This is a genomic window from Streptococcus mitis (assembly GCF_023109235.1).
GTDB lineage: Bacteria > Bacillota > Bacilli > Lactobacillales > Streptococcaceae > Streptococcus > Streptococcus mitis_DA.
In genome coordinates this window covers 160,187-177,517 of the sequence record NZ_JALDUC010000002.1, presented here as the reverse complement: position 1 = coordinate 177,517, position 17,331 = coordinate 160,187, and the positions used below count along the sequence as shown (strand labels likewise).

The window sequence follows — 17,331 nt, the reverse complement described above, 5'->3', positions numbered from 1 at the left end:
TACTTTGAAAAGGTGTGATACTGTGGCTACGGCAACAAAAAAGGAAAAATCAACAGTTAAAAAAAATCTAGTAATCGTGGAGTCGCCTGCTAAGGCTAAGACGATTGAAAAATATCTAGGCAGAAACTACAAGGTTTTAGCCAGTGTCGGGCATATCCGTGATTTGAAGAAATCCAGTATGTCCGTCGATATTGAAAATAATTATGAACCGCAATATATCAATATCCGAGGAAAAGGACCTCTCATTAATGACTTGAAAAAAGAAGCCAAAAAAGCTAATAAAGTCTTTCTGGCGAGTGACCCGGACCGTGAAGGAGAAGCGATTTCTTGGCATTTGGCCCATATTCTCAACTTAGATGAAAATGATGCCAACCGTGTGGTCTTCAATGAAATCACCAAGGATGCGGTCAAAAATGCTTTTAAAGAACCGCGTAAGATTGATATGGATTTGGTCGATGCTCAACAGGCACGCCGTGTCCTGGACCGCTTGGTAGGGTATTCGATTTCGCCTATTTTGTGGAAGAAGGTCAAGAAAGGCTTATCAGCAGGTCGCGTTCAGTCTATTGCGCTTAAGTTAATCATTGACCGTGAGAATGAAATTAATGCCTTCCAGCCAGAAGAATACTGGACAATTGATGGTGTCTTTAAAAAGGGAACCAAGCAATTTCAGGCATCCTTCTATGGAGTAGATGGCAAAAAGCTGAAACTGACTAGCAATGATGAGGTCAAGGAAGTCTTGTCTCGTCTGACTAGTAAAGACTTTTCAGTGGATCAGGTGGATAAGAAAGAGCGCAAACGCAATGCTCCATTACCTTATACTACTTCATCTATGCAGATGGATGCTGCCAATAAAATCAATTTCCGTACTCGAAAGACCATGATGGTTGCCCAACAGCTCTATGAAGGGATTAATATTGGTTCTGGTGTCCAAGGTTTGATTACTTATATGCGTACTGATTCGACCCGTATCAGTCCTGTAGCCCAAAATGAAGCTGCAAGTTTCATTACGGATCGTTTTGGTAGCAAGTATTCTAAGCATGGTAGCAAGGTCAAAAATGCTTCAGGAGCTCAGGATGCCCACGAGGCTATTCGCCCGTCTAGTGTCTTTAACACACCTGAAAGTATTGCTAAGTATCTGGACAAGGATCAGCTCAAGCTTTATACTCTTATTTGGAATCGTTTTGTAGCGAGTCAGATGACAGCTGCTGTCTTTGATACCATGGCCGTTAAATTGTCTCAAAATGGGGTTCAATTTGCTGCTAATGGTAGTCAGGTTAAGTTTGATGGTTATCTTGCCATTTATAATGATTCTGATAAGAATAAGATGTTACCGGACATGGCTGTTGGCGATGTGGTTAAACAGATTAATAGCAAACCAGAGCAACATTTCACTCAACCGCCTGCTCGTTATTCTGAAGCGACACTGATCAAGACCTTGGAAGAAAATGGGGTTGGCCGTCCGTCAACCTACGCACCGACCATTGAAACTATTCAGAAACGTTATTATGTTCGCCTTGTAGCGAAACGCTTTGAACCGACAGAGTTGGGAGAAATTGTTAACAAGCTCATTGTTGAATATTTCCCAGATATCGTAAACGTGACCTTTACAGCCGAAATGGAAGGCAAACTGGATGATGTCGAAGTCGGAAAAGAGCAGTGGCAACGTGTCATTGATGCCTTTTACAAACCTTTCTCTAAAGAGGTTGCCAAGGCTGAAGAAGAAATGGAAAAAATCCAGATTAAGGATGAACCAGCTGGATTTGACTGTGAAGTGTGTGGCAGTCCAATGGTCATTAAACTTGGTCGTTTTGGTAAGTTCTACGCTTGTAGCAATTTCCCAGATTGCCGTCATACCCAAGCAATCGTGAAAGAGATTGGTGTTGAGTGTCCAAGTTGTCATCAGGGACAAATTATTGAACGTAAAACAAAACGTAACCGCCTCTTCTATGGTTGCAATCGCTATCCAGACTGTGAATTTACCTCTTGGGACAAGCCTGTTGGTCGTGACTGTCCAAAATGTGGCAACTTCCTCATGGAGAAAAAAGTCCGTGGTGGTGGCAAGCAGGTTGTTTGTAGTAAAGGTGACTACGAGGAGGAAAAGATTAAATAAGAAGAGAGTCCTGAAAGTGAATTTCAGGCTCTTTCTGGTTGGAGCTTGACAAAATTCATCATTGTATGCGAAACTAGAAGAAGATTATTTTAACTAGGAGAAGTTATGCGTCTTATCTATCTAATTATTGGTTTCTTATCACTGGCCTTGGCTATTATTGGGGTTGTTTTGCCCTTATTGCCGACAACGCCTTTTCTTTTGTTGTCTATTGCTTGTTTCTCAAGAAGTTCCAAGCGCTTCGAAGATTGGCTTTATCATACCAAGCTCTATCAAGCATATGTAGCTGATTTTCGCGAGACTAAGTCTATTGCCCGTGAACGTAAGAAAAAAATCATCGTATCTATCTACATCTTGATGGGAATTTCCATTTATTTTGCACCTCTTTTACCAGTCAAAATCGGTCTAGGAGCCTTGACCATCTTTATCACCTATTATCTCTTCAAGGTCATTCCAGACAAAGAATAAGTAAAATTTGTAACTATTGCCCTTGATAAAATTGAAAGCATATTCACAACAATATGATATAATAAATTTAAAGTAATACTCAAGGAGAATCAAATGATTTACGAATTTTGTGCTGAAAATGTGACCTTGCTTGAAAAAGCGATGCAGGCTGGAGCTCGTCGAATCGAACTCTGTGATAATCTAGCAGTGGGAGGAACAACACCAAGCTATGGAGTAACCAAGGCAGCGGTTGAATTGGCAGCTAACTACGATACGACCATCATGACCATGATTCGTCCACGTGGTGGTGACTTTGTCTATAATGACCTAGAAATTGCTATTATGCTAGAAGACATTCGGTTGGCTGCTCAGGCTGGAAGTCAAGGAGTTGTATTTGGTGCTTTAACTGCTGACAAAAAGTTGGATGAGCCTAATCTGGAGAAGTTGATAGCTGCGTCAAAAGGAATGGAAATTGTCTTTCATATGGCATTTGATGAATTGAGTGATGAAGATCAACTGGAAGCTATTGACTGGCTTAGTCAAGCTGGAGTCACTCGTATCCTAACTCGCGCTGGTGTGTCTGGCGACTCCTTAGAAAAACGTTTTGCTCACTATCACAGAATTTTGGAGCACGCTAAAGGTAAAATTGAAATTCTACCAGGTGGGGGGATTGACCTTGACAACCGTCAAACCTTTATCAATCAGCTAGGCGTGACACAATTACATGGTACTAAGGTTGTCTTTTAAAAAATAGAAAGGAACTGCTAGCTTTGGGTAGCAGTTTTCACTTATGTTTGAAATTTTTAAATCCTATCAGTTTAATCAAGAAAAGGCTCATGATTATGGTTTTGTAGAAAATGGTGGAGTGTGGACCTATAGTTGCCAAATTTTGCAGGATGACTTTGTCATGACTGTGTCCATCACTACTGATAATGTGAGTTTTCAAGTCTTTGACCAGGAGACTGGTGACCTCTATCCTCAAGTTCATATGGAAAGTATGACAGGAAGTTTTGTTGCAAGTGTCCGTGAGGCTTGTCTGGAGATTCTCTACCAGATTCGGAAGGCTTGTTTTGAGGTACAGGATTTTATCTGCCCTCAGACTAAGCGAATCATGACTCAAGTTCAGGAAAAGTATGGTAATCAGTTGGAGTATTTGTGGGAGAAATCGCCTGATACGGCAGTGTTAAGACATGAAGGCAATAAAAAGTGGTATGCCGTCTTGATGAAAATCTCTTGGGATAAGCTGGAAAAGGGCAGAGAAGGACAGGTGGAAGCAGTCAACCTCAAACATGACCAAGTAGCTGATTTACTTTCACACAAAGGCGTTTATCCAGCTTTTCATATGAATAAACGTTACTGGATTAGTGTGGCGCTTGATGATACTTTATCAGATAAAGAAGTATTGGAATTTATAGAAAAAAGTTGGAACTTAACCACTAAAAAATGAAACATTTCAATGGTTTTCAAGAACTTTCAATTAGCAAAATATTCTCTACTGAAGAAATTTTCAGAAAATATTGGATTTTTTCTTGACAAGCACTTTTGCCTATGCTAAAATACTAAACAAGATATCAAACGAAGGAGAAAGTCAAACATGAAAACAGCTAAGTTTAATCAATTTGCTTTGTTGTTGAGGTACTCGGGCTAGTGCAAAAAGCATTAGTCCTGTTTGGCTTACCAAGCGGGAGTGAATCAACATCTCGCTTGGGTTTCTGAGCGAGATGTTTTTTTAAAACCACATTTGGAAAAGGGGAAATCTTATGAGAACAGTTGAATTTCTAGATACCAGCCTTCGGGATGGAGAGCAGACACCTGGTGTTAATTTTTCAATCAAGGAAAAAATTGCCATAGCAAGACAGCTGGAGAAATGGGGTATTTCAGCCATCGAAGCTGGTTTTCCAGCGGCTAGTCCAGACTCATTTACGGCAGTGCAGGAGATTGCTAAGGTCTTGAAGAAAACAGCGGTGACTGGTTTGGCACGCTCTGTCAAGTCTGATATTGATGCTTGTTACGAGGCCCTCAAGGACGCAAAGTATCCACAGGTTCACGTCTTTATCGCTACCAGTCCGATTCATCGTAAGTATAAGCTCAATAAGAGCAAGGAAGAGATTTTGGAAGCAATCAGTGAGCATGTCTCTTATGCACGTTCCAAGTTTGAAGTGGTCGAATTCTCTCCTGAAGATGCGACCAGAACGGAGTTGGATTTCCTCCTGCAAGTTGTTCAAACAGCGGTCGATGCAGGTGCATCTTATATCAATATCCCTGATACGGTAGGATTTACCACACCAGAGGAATACGGAGCTATCTTCAAATACTTGATTGAGAATGTCAAGACGGAACGTCAGATTATCTATTCGCCTCACTGTCATGATGACCTTGGAATGGCAGTAGCTAATAGCCTTGCTGCTGTCAAGAACGGAGCAGGACGTGTTGAAGGGACTATCAACGGCATTGGGGAGCGAGCTGGAAATGCTGCTTTAGAAGAAATAGCAGTTGCGCTCAATATTCGCCAAGATTACTATCAAGCAGAAACTAGTATTGTTTTAAATGAAACCATCAATACGTCAGAAATGGTTTCTCGCTTCTCTGGTATTCCAGTTCCTAAAAACAAGGCTGTGGTTGGTGGCAATGCCTTCTCTCACGAATCTGGTATTCACCAAGACGGAGTCCTTAAAAATCCTCTTACTTATGAAATCATCACACCTGAATTGGTCGGTGTTAAGAGCAATAGCCTTCCGCTTGGAAAATTGTCTGGTCGCCATGCCTTTGTTGAGAAACTAAGAGAACTGGCCCTAGATTTTACAGAAGAGGATATCAAGCCACTCTTTGCTAAGTTCAAGGCTCTGGCAGACAAGAAACAAGAAATTACAGATGCAGATATTCGAGCTCTGGTCGCTGGAACCATGGTTGAAAATCCAGAAGGCTTCCACTTTGATGATTTACAACTGCAAACTCATGCTGATAATGACATTGAAGCGCTTGTTAGCTTGTCTAATATGGATGGTGAGAAAGTCGAATTTAATGCGACAGGGCAAGGTTCCGTTGAAGCAATCTTTAACGCTATCGATAAGTTCTTTAACCAATCTGTCCGCTTGGTGTCCTACACTATTGACGCTGTGACGGATGGAATCGATGCCCAGGCTCGGGTTTTGGTCACTGTTGAAAACAGAGATACAGAAACCATCTTTAATGCAGCAGGGCTTGATTTCGATGTACTGAAAGCATCTGCTATTGCCTACATCAATGCTAATACCTTTGTTCAAAAAGAGAATGCTGGTGAGATGGGACGCAGTGTTTCCTATCGTGATATGCCTAGTGTGTAAAGGAGAAAGCTATGACAAAGAAAATAGTAGTTCTGGCAGGGGATGGAATCGGCCCAGAAATCATGGATGCTGGGTTAGAGGTTCTGGAAGCTATAGCTAAAAAAACAGGCTTTGACTATGAAATAGACAAACGACCTTTTGGAGGTGCAGGAATTGATGCAGCAGGCCATCCTTTACCTAGTGAAACCCTCAAAGCATGTAGAGAAGCAGATGCCATTCTCCTAGCGGCTATCGGTAGTCCTCAGTATGATGGAGTAGAGGTCCGGCCCGAACAAGGCTTGCTGGCTCTCCGTAAGGAACTCAATCTCTATGCTAATATTCGCCCTGTTAAGATTTTTGAGAGTCTCAAGCATTTGTCACCACTAAAACCAGAACGAATTGCTGGTGTAGATTTTGTCGTTGTGCGGGAGTTGACAGGCGGGATTTACTTTGGGGATCATATCCTTGAAGAGCGGAAAGCGCGTGATATCAACGAATACAGCTATGAAGAAATAGAGCGGATTATTCGTAAGGCATTTGAAATTGCAAGAAATCGCAGAAAAATCGTTACTAGTATCGATAAGCAAAATGTTCTAGCGACTTCAAAACTCTGGCGGAAAGTAGCTGAGAAGGTCGCACAGGATTTCCCAGATGTGACCTTGGAACACCAGTTGGTGGACTCAGCTGCCATGCTCATGATTACCAATCCTGCTAAGTTTGATGTCATCGTGACGGAGAATCTTTTTGGAGATATTTTATCTGATGAATCAAGCGTCCTATCTGGTACACTTGGGGTCATGCCATCAGCCAGTCATTCTGAAAATGGACCAAGTCTTTATGAACCTATTCACGGTTCAGCGCCTGATATTGCAGGTCAAGGAATTGCCAATCCTATTTCCATGATTTTATCAGTTGCCATGATGTTGAGAAATAGTTTCGGACGTTATGAGGATGCAGAGCGTATCGAGCGTGCTGTTGAGGCAAGTTTAGCAGCTGGAATTTTAACGAGAGATATAGGAGGACAGGCTTCGACCAAGGAAATGACGGAAGCTATTATCGCAAGGTTATGAAGTTAGACGAAAAAATTACTCTAGTCCTTTTGATTTGGAATGTCATGGTTTTCTTGATTTATGGTATTGACAAATCCAAGGCAAGGAGAAGAGCTTGGCGCATCCCTGAGAAAATCTTACTTATTTTATCCTTTACTTGTGGTGGTTTTGGTGCCTGGCTAGCAGGAATCATCTTTCACCACAAGACTCGAAAATGGTATTTTAAAACAGTTTGGTTTCTTGGGATGATGACCACACTAGTAGCCTTATATGTTATTTGGAGGTAATAGATGGCAGGAAAATCGATTTTTGATAAATTATGGGACCGCCATGTCATCACAGGAGAAGAGGGGCAGCCCCAACTCATGTATGTGGATCAGCACTATATCCACGAAGTGACCAGCCCTCAGGCTTTTCAAGGTTTGCGAGATGCAGGTCGCAGATTGAGACGACCAGACTTGACATTTGGAACCTTTGATCACAATGTCCCAACGGTTAATATCTATGATATTCGAGATGTGATTTCTAAGGCACAAATTGATAAGCTTGCTGAAAATGTTGAGGAATTTGGGATCGAACATGCTGCCCACGGTTCTGAAAAGCAAGGAATCGTTCACATGGTTGGTCCAGAAACAGGAAGAACTCAACCAGGGAAATTCATCGTCTGTGGGGATAGCCATACAGCAACCCACGGGGCTTTCGGAGCGATCGCTTTTGGAATTGGGACCAGTGAGGTCGAACATGTCTTCGCTACCCAGACCCTCTGGCAGGTCAAACCCAAGAAAATGCTGGTAGAATTCACTGGAGTTCCTCAAAAGGGAGTCTATTCCAAGGATTTTATTCTCGCCTTGATTGCTAAATACGGCGTTGCTTGCGGTGTAGGCTACGTGGTGGAATATAGAGGACAAGCTATTGATGCACTGAGCATGGAAGAACGAATGACCATCTGCAATATGTCCATCGAGTTTGGATCCAAGATGGGAATCATGAATCCAGATCAAACCACCTATGATTATCTCAAAGGACGGGAATGTGTTCCAGAGGACTTTGAAGAGGCTGTGGCAGATTGGAAGACCCTTGTCAGTGATGAGAATGTCGTTTACGATAAGGTTATCCAGATGGATGTTTCAGACTTGGCTCCTATGGTGACCTGGGGAACCAACCCTGCTATGGGGGTTGACTTTGACAGTAGATTCCCAGAAATTAAGGATATGAATGATGAGCGAGCCTACAATTACATGGACTTGGAGCCTGGTCAAAAGCCAGCTGATATTGAACTAGGCTATATCTTTATCGGTTCTTGTACTAATGCTCGTCTCAGCGACTTGCAACTGGCTGCGCGATTTGTTAAAGGGAAGAAGATTGCTCCTAACTTAACGGCTATCGTAGTCCCAGGTTCTCGTCCTGTCAAACGAGCTGCTGAGAAGTTGGGCTTGGATAAGGTCTTTCTAGATGCTGGCTTTGAGTGGAGAGACCCAGGTTGCTCTATGTGCCTAGGGATGAATCCTGACAAGGTTCCAGATGGCGTTCACTGCGCCTCAACCAGCAACCGCAACTTTGAAGATAGACAAGGCTTTGGTGCTAAGACCCACCTCTGCAGTCCAGCCATGGCAGCTGCGGCAGCTATTGCAGGGCGCTTCGTAGATGTTCGGCAAATGCCAGAAGCCCAGTAAGGAGAGGATATGGAGAAATTTACAGTTTATACGGGAACGACCGTTCCTCTCATGAATGATAATATCGACACCGACCAAATCCTACCCAAGCAGTTTCTCAAGTTGATTGATAAAAAAGGCTTTGGTAAGTACCTCATGTATGCTTGGCGTTATCTGGACGACAAGTATACTGAGGATCCTGACTTTGTCTTTAATCAGCCTGAATATCGTAAAGCCAGTATTCTTATCTCAGGGGATAACTTTGGGGCAGGTTCTTCGAGGGAACATGCAGCTTGGGCCTTAGCAGACTATGGTTTTAAGGTCGTGATTGCAGGATCTTTTGGGGATATTCATTACAATAATGAACTCAATAATGGCATGTTGCCTATTGTTCAGCCTAGAGAGGTTAGAGAAAAGCTAGCCCAGCTCAAACCGACTGACCAGGTAACTGTGGACTTGGAACGACAAAAAATCATCTCACCAATTGGAGAGTTCACTTTTGAAATTGATAGCGAGTGGAAACACAAGCTCTTAAATGGTTTGGATGATATCGGAATTACCTTGCAGTATGAAGATTTGATTGCTGCTTATGAAAAACAACGACCAGCCTACTGGCAGGATTAGAAGAAAATTAGAAAAGGAAATAGAACTATGACAAAACACATTCAATGGAACGGAACACTTTCACAAGAAGGCTATGACATTTTAAAAGGTGAGGGCGGATGTATCGTTTGCCCTACTAAAGTTGGTTACATTATCATGACCAGCGATAAGGCAGGACTTGAGCGTAAGTTCGCAGCCAAAGAGCGTAACCGTAACAAACCAGGTGTTGTTCTCTGCGGTAGCATGGATGAGCTTCGTGCTTTAGCACAACTTAACCCAGAAATTGAAGCCTTCTACCAAAAACATTGGGATGAAGATATTCTTCTTGGTTGTATCCTTCCTTGGAAACCAGAAGCTTTTGAAAAACTCAAAGCATACGGTGATGGCCGTGAAGAACTTATGACTGATGTGCGTGGTACGAGCTGTTTCGTTATCAAATTTGGGAAAGCTGGTGAACAATTGGCTGCCAAACTTTGGGAAGAAGGCAAGATGGTTTATGCCTCATCAGCTAACCCATCTGGAAAAGGAAACCGTGGTAAAGTAGAAGGTATTGGAGAACGTATCGAAGGGGCAGTGGACCTTGTCATTGAGGCAGATGACTACGTTGCTTCTATCCAGCCTGACAAAACGATTGAAACGCGCTATGAGCAAGGTGTGATGGTCTCTATGGTTGATAAAGACGGCAAACTCATCCCAGAACAAGGAGGAGCTCGTTCAACATCACCAGCACCAGTTGTAATCCGTAAAGGGCTTGACATTGATAAAATCATGATGCACCTGTCAGACACCTTTAACTCATGGGACTACCGTCAGGGGGAGTATTATTAGAATGTAGAAGAAGTGGGGAGAAAACAAATTCCCCTCTTTTTTCTATTTACGCAAGAATAATCCGAACATTATATTTTAATTTATAAAATTATTTGACAAAATCTGTACTTTAGTTTATAATGAATTAAGGAAACGTCGGAAAAGGCGTAGAGATGCGCAAGCATAGGTAGGTCATTATAAAAGAAACGAGACATCGGTATGTTAAATGAATTTCCAATTTTTGATTACGAAGATATTCAATTGATTCCAAATAAATGTGTCATTAAAAGCCGTGCAGAAGCGGATACAAGTGTCACTTTAGGAAAGCACACCTTTAAACTACCTGTTGTGCCAGCTAATATGCAGACGATTTTGGATGAAAATGTAGCAGAGCAACTGGCTAAAGGTGGTTACTTCTACATTATGCATCGTTTTGATGAGGCAGGACGCATTCCTTTTATTAAACGCATGCACGAGCAAGGGCTCATTGCTTCTATATCTGTTGGTGTTAAGGATTATGAGTATGATTTTGTCAGCCAGCTCAAGGCTGATGCTCCTGAGTACATCACGATTGATATTGCCCATGGTCATGCGGATAGCGTGATTTCTATGATTCAACACATCAAGAAAGAATTGCCAGATACTTTTGTTATTGCTGGAAATGTGGGAACACCAGAAGCAGTTCGTGAATTGGAAAATGCTGGTGCGGATGCTACTAAGGTCGGAATTGGTCCTGGTAAGGTTTGTATTACCAAGGTTAAGACTGGGTTCGGTACAGGTGGTTGGCAGTTGGCTGCTCTACGCTGGTGTGCCAAGGCTGCACGTAAACCGATTATCGCTGATGGAGGGATTCGTACTCATGGTGATATTGCCAAGTCTATCCGCTTCGGTGCTAGCATGGTCATGATTGGTTCTCTCTTTGCAGGACACATCGAAAGTCCAGGGAAAACGATTGAAGTCGATGGTGAACAGTTCAAAGAATATTATGGTTCAGCCTCACAATATCAAAAAGGTGCTTATAAAAACGTCGAAGGAAAACGCATCTTGCTTCCTGCCAAAGGTCATTTGCAAGACACTTTAACTGAGATGGAACAAGACCTTCAAAGTGCCATTTCATACGCAGGTGGATGTCAGGTTGCTGACCTTAAACACGTTGATTATGTTATCGTGAAAAACTCCATCTGGAATGGGGATGCTTCCCACTAAGACGGGCTATTTGGCTAGAAAAAAACTTGTTATTAGAGCAAATTTCTGTTATAATAAAACAAGTTTCCACCCTTAGTGTAATGGATATCACGTAAGATTCCGGTTCTTGAGATGGGGGTTCGATTCCCTCAGGGTGGATGTAAACATCCTAAAAAGCCTTTAATAGGGCTTTTTTCTTTACACAGCCCTAAATTGGCCCTTAAAACTGAAAATCTCTTTTTAAAGAATTCCCAAATGCTCTCCAGTCCCGTTTTAAAGTGACTCAGGGGGCTTTTTTTGATATAATAAAAAGGACTGTTATCAGTTAGAAAGAGGTTGGTATGAAAGAATTACAAACTGTACTTAAAAACCATTTTGCAATCGAATTTGCAGACAAAAATTTACTGGAAACTGCCTTTACTCATACGAGTTATGCCAATGAGCACCGCCTCTTAAAAATTTCACACAATGAACGCTTGGAATTTTTAGGAGACGCTGTTCTACAGTTATTGATTTCAGAATATCTGTATAAAAAATATCCTAAAAAGCCTGAGGGTGACTTGTCTAAACTCCGTGCCATGATTGTTCGCGAGGAGAGTTTGGCTGGTTTTGCGCGTGACTGCCAGTTTGACCAGTTTATAAAACTTGGTAAAGGGGAAGAAAAGTCTGGTGGACGCAATCGTGACACCATTCTTGGTGATGCCTTTGAGGCCTTTCTCGGTGCCCTCCTTTTGGACAAGGATGTTGCCAAAGTCAAGGAATTTATCTATCAAGTTATGATTCCTAAGGTTGAAGCAGGCGAGTTTGAAATGATTACAGACTACAAAACCCATCTCCAAGAGTTACTTCAAGTTAATGGAGATGTGGCTATTCGTTATCAGGTGATTTCTGAAACGGGTCCTGCCCATGATAAGGTCTTTGATGTAGAAGTTCTTGTCGAAGGCAAGAGCATTGGTCAAGGTCAAGGTCGGTCTAAGAAATTAGCAGAGCAGGAAGCTGCCAAAAATGCCGTTGAGAAAGGGCTGGATTCATGTATTTAAAGGAAATCGAAATTCAGGGATTCAAGTCTTTTGCTGATAAGACCAAGGTCGTCTTTGACCAAGGTGTGACGGCAGTCGTTGGACCCAATGGATCTGGAAAGTCAAATATCACAGAAAGTCTGCGTTGGGCTTTGGGGGAGTCTAGTGTCAAGAGTCTCCGTGGTGGCAAGATGCCGGATGTCATTTTTGCTGGAACTGAAAGTCGCAAACCGCTCAATTATGCTTCTGTAGTTGTGACTCTGGATAATCATGACGGATTTATCAAGGATGCAGGTCAAGAAATCAGAGTAGAACGCCATATCTATCGTAGTGGAGATAGCGAATACAAGATTGACGGCAAGAAAGTCCGTCTGCGTGATATACATGACCTCTTCTTGGATACAGGTTTGGGACGAGACTCCTTCTCTATTATTTCCCAAGGGAAGGTTGAGGAGATTTTCAACTCCAAGCCTGAAGAACGTCGTGCCATTTTTGAAGAAGCTGCTGGAGTTTTGAAATACAAGACTCGTCGAAAAGAAACTGAGAGTAAACTGCAGCAAACTCAGGATAATCTAGACCGCTTAGAGGATATTATCTATGAGTTGGACAATCAAATCAAGCCTCTTGAGAAACAAGCTGAGAACGCCTGTAAGTTTTTAGATTTGGAAGGCCAACGCAAGGCTATTTATTTAGACGTACTGGTTGCTCAAATCAAGGAAAATAAGGCTGAACTAGAATCGACAGAAGAAGAGTTGGCACAAGTTCAGGAACTCTTGACGAGCTATTACCAAAAGCGTGAAAAATTAGAAGAAGAAAATCAGAACCTCAAGAAGCAACGTCAAGATTTACAGGCTGAAATGGCCAAAGACCAAGGCAGTTTGATGGATTTGACCAGTCTGATTAGTGATTTAGAGAGAAAATTAGCCCTATCGAAATTAGAATCTGAACAAGTAGCCCTGAATCAACAGGAAGCACAAGCTCGTTTGGCTGCTTTGGAGGATAAGAGAAATTTACTCAGCCAAGAAAAATCTGATAAAGAAAGCTCTTTAACTCTGTTAGAGGAAAATCTAGTCCAAAATAATCAAAAACTGAATCAATTAGAGGCTGAATTACTAGCTTTTTCAGATGATCCTGATCAGATGATTGAGCTTCTACGTGAACGCTTTGTAGCTCTTTTACAAGAAGAAGCGGATGTCTCAAACCAGCTGACCCGTATTGAGAATGAGTTGGAAAATAGTCGTCAGCTTTCTCAAAAACAAGCAGATCAACTACAAAAACTAAAAGAACAACTGGCTACAGCTAAAGAGAAGGCCAGTCAGCAAAAAGACGAGCTTGAAACTGCTAAGGAGCAGGTTCAGAAATTATTGGCCGACTATCAAGCTATTGACAAGGAGCAAGAGGAGCAGAAAGCTTCCTATCAAACTCAACAAAGTCAACTATTTGACCGTCTGGACAGTCTTAAAAACAAGCAGGCCAGAGCTAAAAGTTTGGAAAATATCCTGAGGAATCATAGTAACTTTTATGCAGGTGTTAAGAGTGTTCTCAAAGAAAAGGCCCGTCTTGGTGGAATAATTGGGGCTGTTAGTGAGCACCTGACCTTTGATGTGCATTATCAAACTGCCTTAGAGATTGCGCTTGGAGCCAGCAGTCAGCATATCATCGTAGAAGATGAAAACGCGGCAACCAAAGCTATTGATTTCCTCAAACGAAACAGAGCCGGTCGTGCAACCTTCCTTCCTTTGACCACGATCAAGGCACGTACGATTTCAAGCCAGAATCAAGATGCTATTGCTGCAAGCCCAGGTTTCCTTGGGATGGCAGATGAGTTGGTGACATTCGACACTAGACTGGAAGCTATTTTTAAGAATTTGCTAGCTACGACGGCTATTTTTGATACCGTGGAACATGCGCGTGCAGCAGCTCGTCACGTTCGTTATCAGGTTCGCATGGTGACACTGGATGGGACAGAGCTGCGCACAGGTGGTTCCTATGCAGGTGGAGCCAATCGCCAGAACAACAGTATTTTTATCAAGCCAGAGCTGGAGCAATTACAAAAAGAAATTGCTGAAGAAGAAGCAAGTCTTCGTTCAGAAGAAGCGTCTTTGAAGACCTTGCAAGATGAGATGGCTAGATTGACAGAAAGTTTAGAAGCTATCAAATCTCAAGGTGAGCAGGCTCGTATTCAGGAGCAAGGCTTGTCCCTCGCTTATCAGCAGACCAGTCAGCAAGTTGAAGAGCTAGAAACTCTTTGGAAGCTCCAAGAAGAGGAATTAAATCGTTTTACTGAGGGAGATTGGCAAGCGGATAAGGAAAAATGCCAAGCACGCCTTGCTACTATTGCCAGTGATAAGCAAAATCTGGAAGCTGAGATTGAAGAGATCAAGTCTAACAAAAATGCCATCCAAGAACGCTATCAAAACTTGCAGGAAGAGGTAGCGCAGGCTCGCCTGCTTAAGACAGAACTGCAAGGACAAAAACGTTATGAAGTTGCTGATATTGAACGTTTAGGCAAGGAATTGGATAATCTGAATATCGAACAAGAGGAAATCCAGCGTCTTCTTCAAGAAAAGGTTGACAATCTTGAGAAAGTTGATACGGATTTGCTCAGTCAACAGGCCGAAGAAGCCAAAATGCAGAAAACAAACCTCCAACAAGGTCTGATTCGCAAGCAGTTTGAGTTGGATGATATTGAAGGTCAACTGGATGATATTGCAAGTCATTTGGATCAGGCTCGCCAGCAGAATGAGGAGTGGATTCGCAAGCAAACACGTGCTGAAGCTAAGAAAGAGAAGGTCAGCGAGCGCTTGCGCTATTTACAAAGTCAATTAACAGACCAGTATCAGATTAGCTATACTGAAGCACTAGAAAAGGCACATGAATTGGAAAACCTCAATCTGGCAGAGCAAGAGGTTAAGGATTTAGAGAAGGCTATTCGCTCACTGGGACCTGTCAACTTGGAAGCTATTGACCAGTACGAAGAAGTGCACAACCGTCTGGACTTTCTAAATAGTCAGCGAGATGATATTTTGTCAGCGAAAAATTTGCTCCTTGAAACCATTACAGAGATGAATGATGAGGTTAAGGAACGCTTTAAAACCACTTTTGAAGCTATTCGTGAGTCTTTCAAAGTGACCTTTAAGCAGATGTTTGGCGGAGGTCAGGCGGACCTGATTTTGACTGAGGGAGACCTGCTGACAGCTGGGGTTGAGATTTCTGTTCAACCTCCAGGTAAGAAAATCCAGTCTCTTAATCTGATGAGTGGTGGTGAAAAAGCTCTATCGGCTCTTGCTTTGCTTTTCTCCATTATCCGTGTCAAGACTATTCCGTTTGTCATCTTGGATGAGGTAGAGGCTGCGCTGGACGAAGCTAATGTCAAACGCTTTGGGGATTACCTCAATCGATTTGATAAGGACAGCCAGTTCATCGTCGTGACCCACCGTAAGGGAACCATGGCAGCGGCTGATTCTATCTATGGAGTTACCATGCAAGAATCAGGTGTTTCAAAAATTGTTTCGGTGAAGTTAAAAGATTTAGAAAGTATTGAAGGATGACAATTAAACTAGTAGCAACGGATATGGACGGAACCTTCCTAGATGGGAATGGACGCTTTGATATGGACCGCCTCAAGTCTCTCTTGGTTTCCTACAAGAAAAAAGGGATTTACTTTGCGGTAGCTTCGGGGCGCGGATTTTTATCTCTAGAAAAATTATTTGCTGATGTTCGTGATGACATCATTTTCATCGCGGAAAATGGCAGTTTGGTAGAGTATCGAGGTCAAGACTTGTATGAAGCGACTATGTCTCGTGAGTTTTATCTATCAACTTTTGAAAGGCTGAAAACGTCACCTTATGTAGATATCAATAAACTGCTCTTGACGGGAAAAAAGGGAGCTTATGTTCTAGATACGGTTGATGAGACCTATTTAAAAGTGAGTCAGCACTATAATGAAAATATCCAAAAAGTAGCGAGTCTGGAAGATATTACAGATGACATTTTTAAATTCACAACCAACTTCACAGAAGAAACTCTTGAAGCTGGGGAGGCTTGGGTCAATGAAAATGTCCCTGGTGTTAAGGCCATGACAACCGGATTTGAATCCATTGATATTGTTCTTGACTATGTCGATAAGGGAGTGGCTACTGTTGAATTAGCTAAAAAACTTGGTATCACAATGGATCAGGTTATGGCTTTTGGCGATAATCTAAATGACTTGCATATGATGCAGGTTGTGGGACATCCTGTAGCTCCTGAAAATGCACGACCAGAAATTTTAGAATTAGCAGAGACTGTGATTGGTCACCATAAGGACCAGTCGGTTATAGCTTATATGGAGGGCTTATAATGGCAGATATAAAATTGATTGCATTGGACTTGGATGGGACCTTGCTGACTACTGATAAAAGGCTGACGGCTCGTACCAAGGCAACCTTGAAAGCTGCGCGTGATCGTGGTATCAAGGTCGTTTTGACAACCGGTCGTCCCTTAAAAGCCATGGATTTCTTTCTCCATGAGCTAGGGACTGACGGCCACGAAGATGAATATACGATTACTTTTAATGGTGGTTTGGTTCAGAAAAATACAGGAGAAATCCTAGATAAGACAGTCTTTTCATATGATGATGTGGCACGTTTGTATGAAGAAACAGAGAAATTATCATTGCCTCTTGATGCTATCTCAGAAGGAACTGTTTATCAAATTCAATCAGACCAAGAAAGTCTTTATGCCAAATTCAATCCAGCATTGACCTTTGTTCCAGTGGACTTTGAAGACCTATCTAGTCAAATGACCTACAATAAGTGTGTGACTGCCTTTTCTCAAGAACCCTTGGATGCAGCTATTCAGAAGATTTCTCCAGAATTGTTTGACCAATATGAAATCTTTAAATCACGTGAAATGTTGCTAGAGTGGTCACCAAAGAATGTTCATAAAGCAACAGGTTTGGCAAAACTAATCAGCCATCTTGGAATCGACCAAAGCCAAGTTATGGCATGTGGTGATGAGGCTAATGACCTTTCTATGATTGAGTGGGCAGGGCTCGGTGTTGCCATGCAAAACGCTGTTCCTGAAGTCAAGGCAGTCGCAAATGTAGTGACTTCAATGACCAATGATGAAGAAGCTGTCGCCTGGGCTATCGAAGAATATGTGCTAAAGGAGAACTAA

15 protein-coding genes and 1 tRNA gene are annotated in these 17,331 nt (G+C 42.3%); all 16 read left to right on the top strand.

All coding sequences use genetic code 11. From position 1 onward, the window contains the following. Positions 1-22: 22 nt before the first annotated feature. The 16 genes from topA to M1F55_RS02065 all read left to right on the top strand — a co-directional run bounded on the left by topA (position 23) and on the right by M1F55_RS02065 (position 17,331). Complete coding sequence (gene topA, locus M1F55_RS02140; protein WP_247947183.1) at positions 23-2,110, top strand: type I DNA topoisomerase; 2,088 nt, start codon at positions 23-25, stop codon at positions 2,108-2,110. A gap of 105 nt (positions 2,111-2,215) precedes the next feature. Further along, complete coding sequence (locus M1F55_RS02135) at positions 2,216-2,575, top strand: YbaN family protein (RefSeq protein ID WP_004258004.1); 360 nt, start codon at positions 2,216-2,218, stop codon at positions 2,573-2,575. 93 nt (positions 2,576-2,668) lie between these two features. Further along, positions 2,669-3,301, top strand: a complete 633-nt coding sequence (locus tag M1F55_RS02130; protein ID WP_223340738.1) for a copper homeostasis protein CutC — start codon at positions 2,669-2,671, stop codon at positions 3,299-3,301. Positions 3,302-3,344: 43 nt separating this feature from the next. Continuing rightward, positions 3,345-4,001: an MmcQ/YjbR family DNA-binding protein gene (locus M1F55_RS02125; protein WP_143952012.1), complete on the top strand. Its 657-nt coding sequence runs from the start codon at positions 3,345-3,347 to the stop codon at positions 3,999-4,001. A 313-nt stretch (positions 4,002-4,314) separates the two neighbouring features. After that, positions 4,315-5,877, top strand: coding sequence for a 2-isopropylmalate synthase (locus tag M1F55_RS02120; RefSeq protein WP_247947182.1), 1,563 nt, complete (start codon positions 4,315-4,317; stop codon positions 5,875-5,877). A gap of 11 nt (positions 5,878-5,888) precedes the next feature. Continuing rightward, positions 5,889-6,926, top strand: coding sequence for a 3-isopropylmalate dehydrogenase (gene leuB, locus M1F55_RS02115; protein WP_020902799.1), 1,038 nt, complete (start codon positions 5,889-5,891; stop codon positions 6,924-6,926). Next, positions 6,923-7,192 carry a DUF1294 domain-containing protein gene (locus tag M1F55_RS02110; protein WP_000762444.1) on the top strand — a complete coding sequence of 90 codons (270 nt, stop codon included), beginning with the start codon at positions 6,923-6,925 and terminating at the stop codon, positions 7,190-7,192. Before leuB ends, M1F55_RS02110 begins: the two co-directional genes overlap by 4 nt. 3 nt (positions 7,193-7,195) lie before the next feature. After that, complete coding sequence (gene leuC / locus M1F55_RS02105; protein WP_237446818.1) at positions 7,196-8,578, top strand: 3-isopropylmalate dehydratase large subunit; 1,383 nt, start codon at positions 7,196-7,198, stop codon at positions 8,576-8,578. Between the two features lie 9 nt (positions 8,579-8,587). Then, positions 8,588-9,181, top strand: a complete 594-nt coding sequence (gene leuD, locus M1F55_RS02100) for a 3-isopropylmalate dehydratase small subunit (RefSeq protein WP_247947181.1) — start codon at positions 8,588-8,590, stop codon at positions 9,179-9,181. 27 nt (positions 9,182-9,208) lie between these two features. Beyond that, the gene (locus tag M1F55_RS02095) at positions 9,209-9,988 is read left to right on the top strand and encodes an L-threonylcarbamoyladenylate synthase (protein ID WP_000160498.1); all 780 of its coding nucleotides are present in this window, start codon (positions 9,209-9,211) and stop codon (positions 9,986-9,988) included. A 198-nt stretch (positions 9,989-10,186) separates the two neighbouring features. Next, positions 10,187-11,173 (top strand): GMP reductase, encoded by a 987-nt coding sequence (locus M1F55_RS02090; RefSeq protein WP_247947180.1) that lies wholly within the window; start codon positions 10,187-10,189, stop codon positions 11,171-11,173. A gap of 66 nt (positions 11,174-11,239) precedes the next feature. Next, a tRNA-Arg gene (locus tag M1F55_RS02085) sits at positions 11,240-11,311 on the top strand. A gap of 182 nt (positions 11,312-11,493) precedes the next feature. Further along, entirely contained in the window at positions 11,494-12,192 is a 699-nt protein-coding gene (gene rnc / locus M1F55_RS02080; RefSeq protein ID WP_000661487.1) for a ribonuclease III, read from the top strand. After that, positions 12,183-15,722: a chromosome segregation protein SMC gene (gene smc / locus M1F55_RS02075; protein ID WP_247947179.1), complete on the top strand. Its 3,540-nt coding sequence runs from the start codon at positions 12,183-12,185 to the stop codon at positions 15,720-15,722. The genes rnc and smc overlap by 10 nt, the downstream gene beginning before the upstream one ends. Beyond that, complete coding sequence (locus M1F55_RS02070; protein WP_247947178.1) at positions 15,719-16,513, top strand: Cof-type HAD-IIB family hydrolase; 795 nt, start codon at positions 15,719-15,721, stop codon at positions 16,511-16,513. Before smc ends, M1F55_RS02070 begins: the two co-directional genes overlap by 4 nt. Further along, a complete protein-coding gene (locus tag M1F55_RS02065; RefSeq protein WP_247947177.1) occupies positions 16,513-17,331 on the top strand; it encodes a Cof-type HAD-IIB family hydrolase in 819 nt (272 codons plus the stop codon). The genes M1F55_RS02070 and M1F55_RS02065 overlap by 1 nt, the downstream gene beginning before the upstream one ends.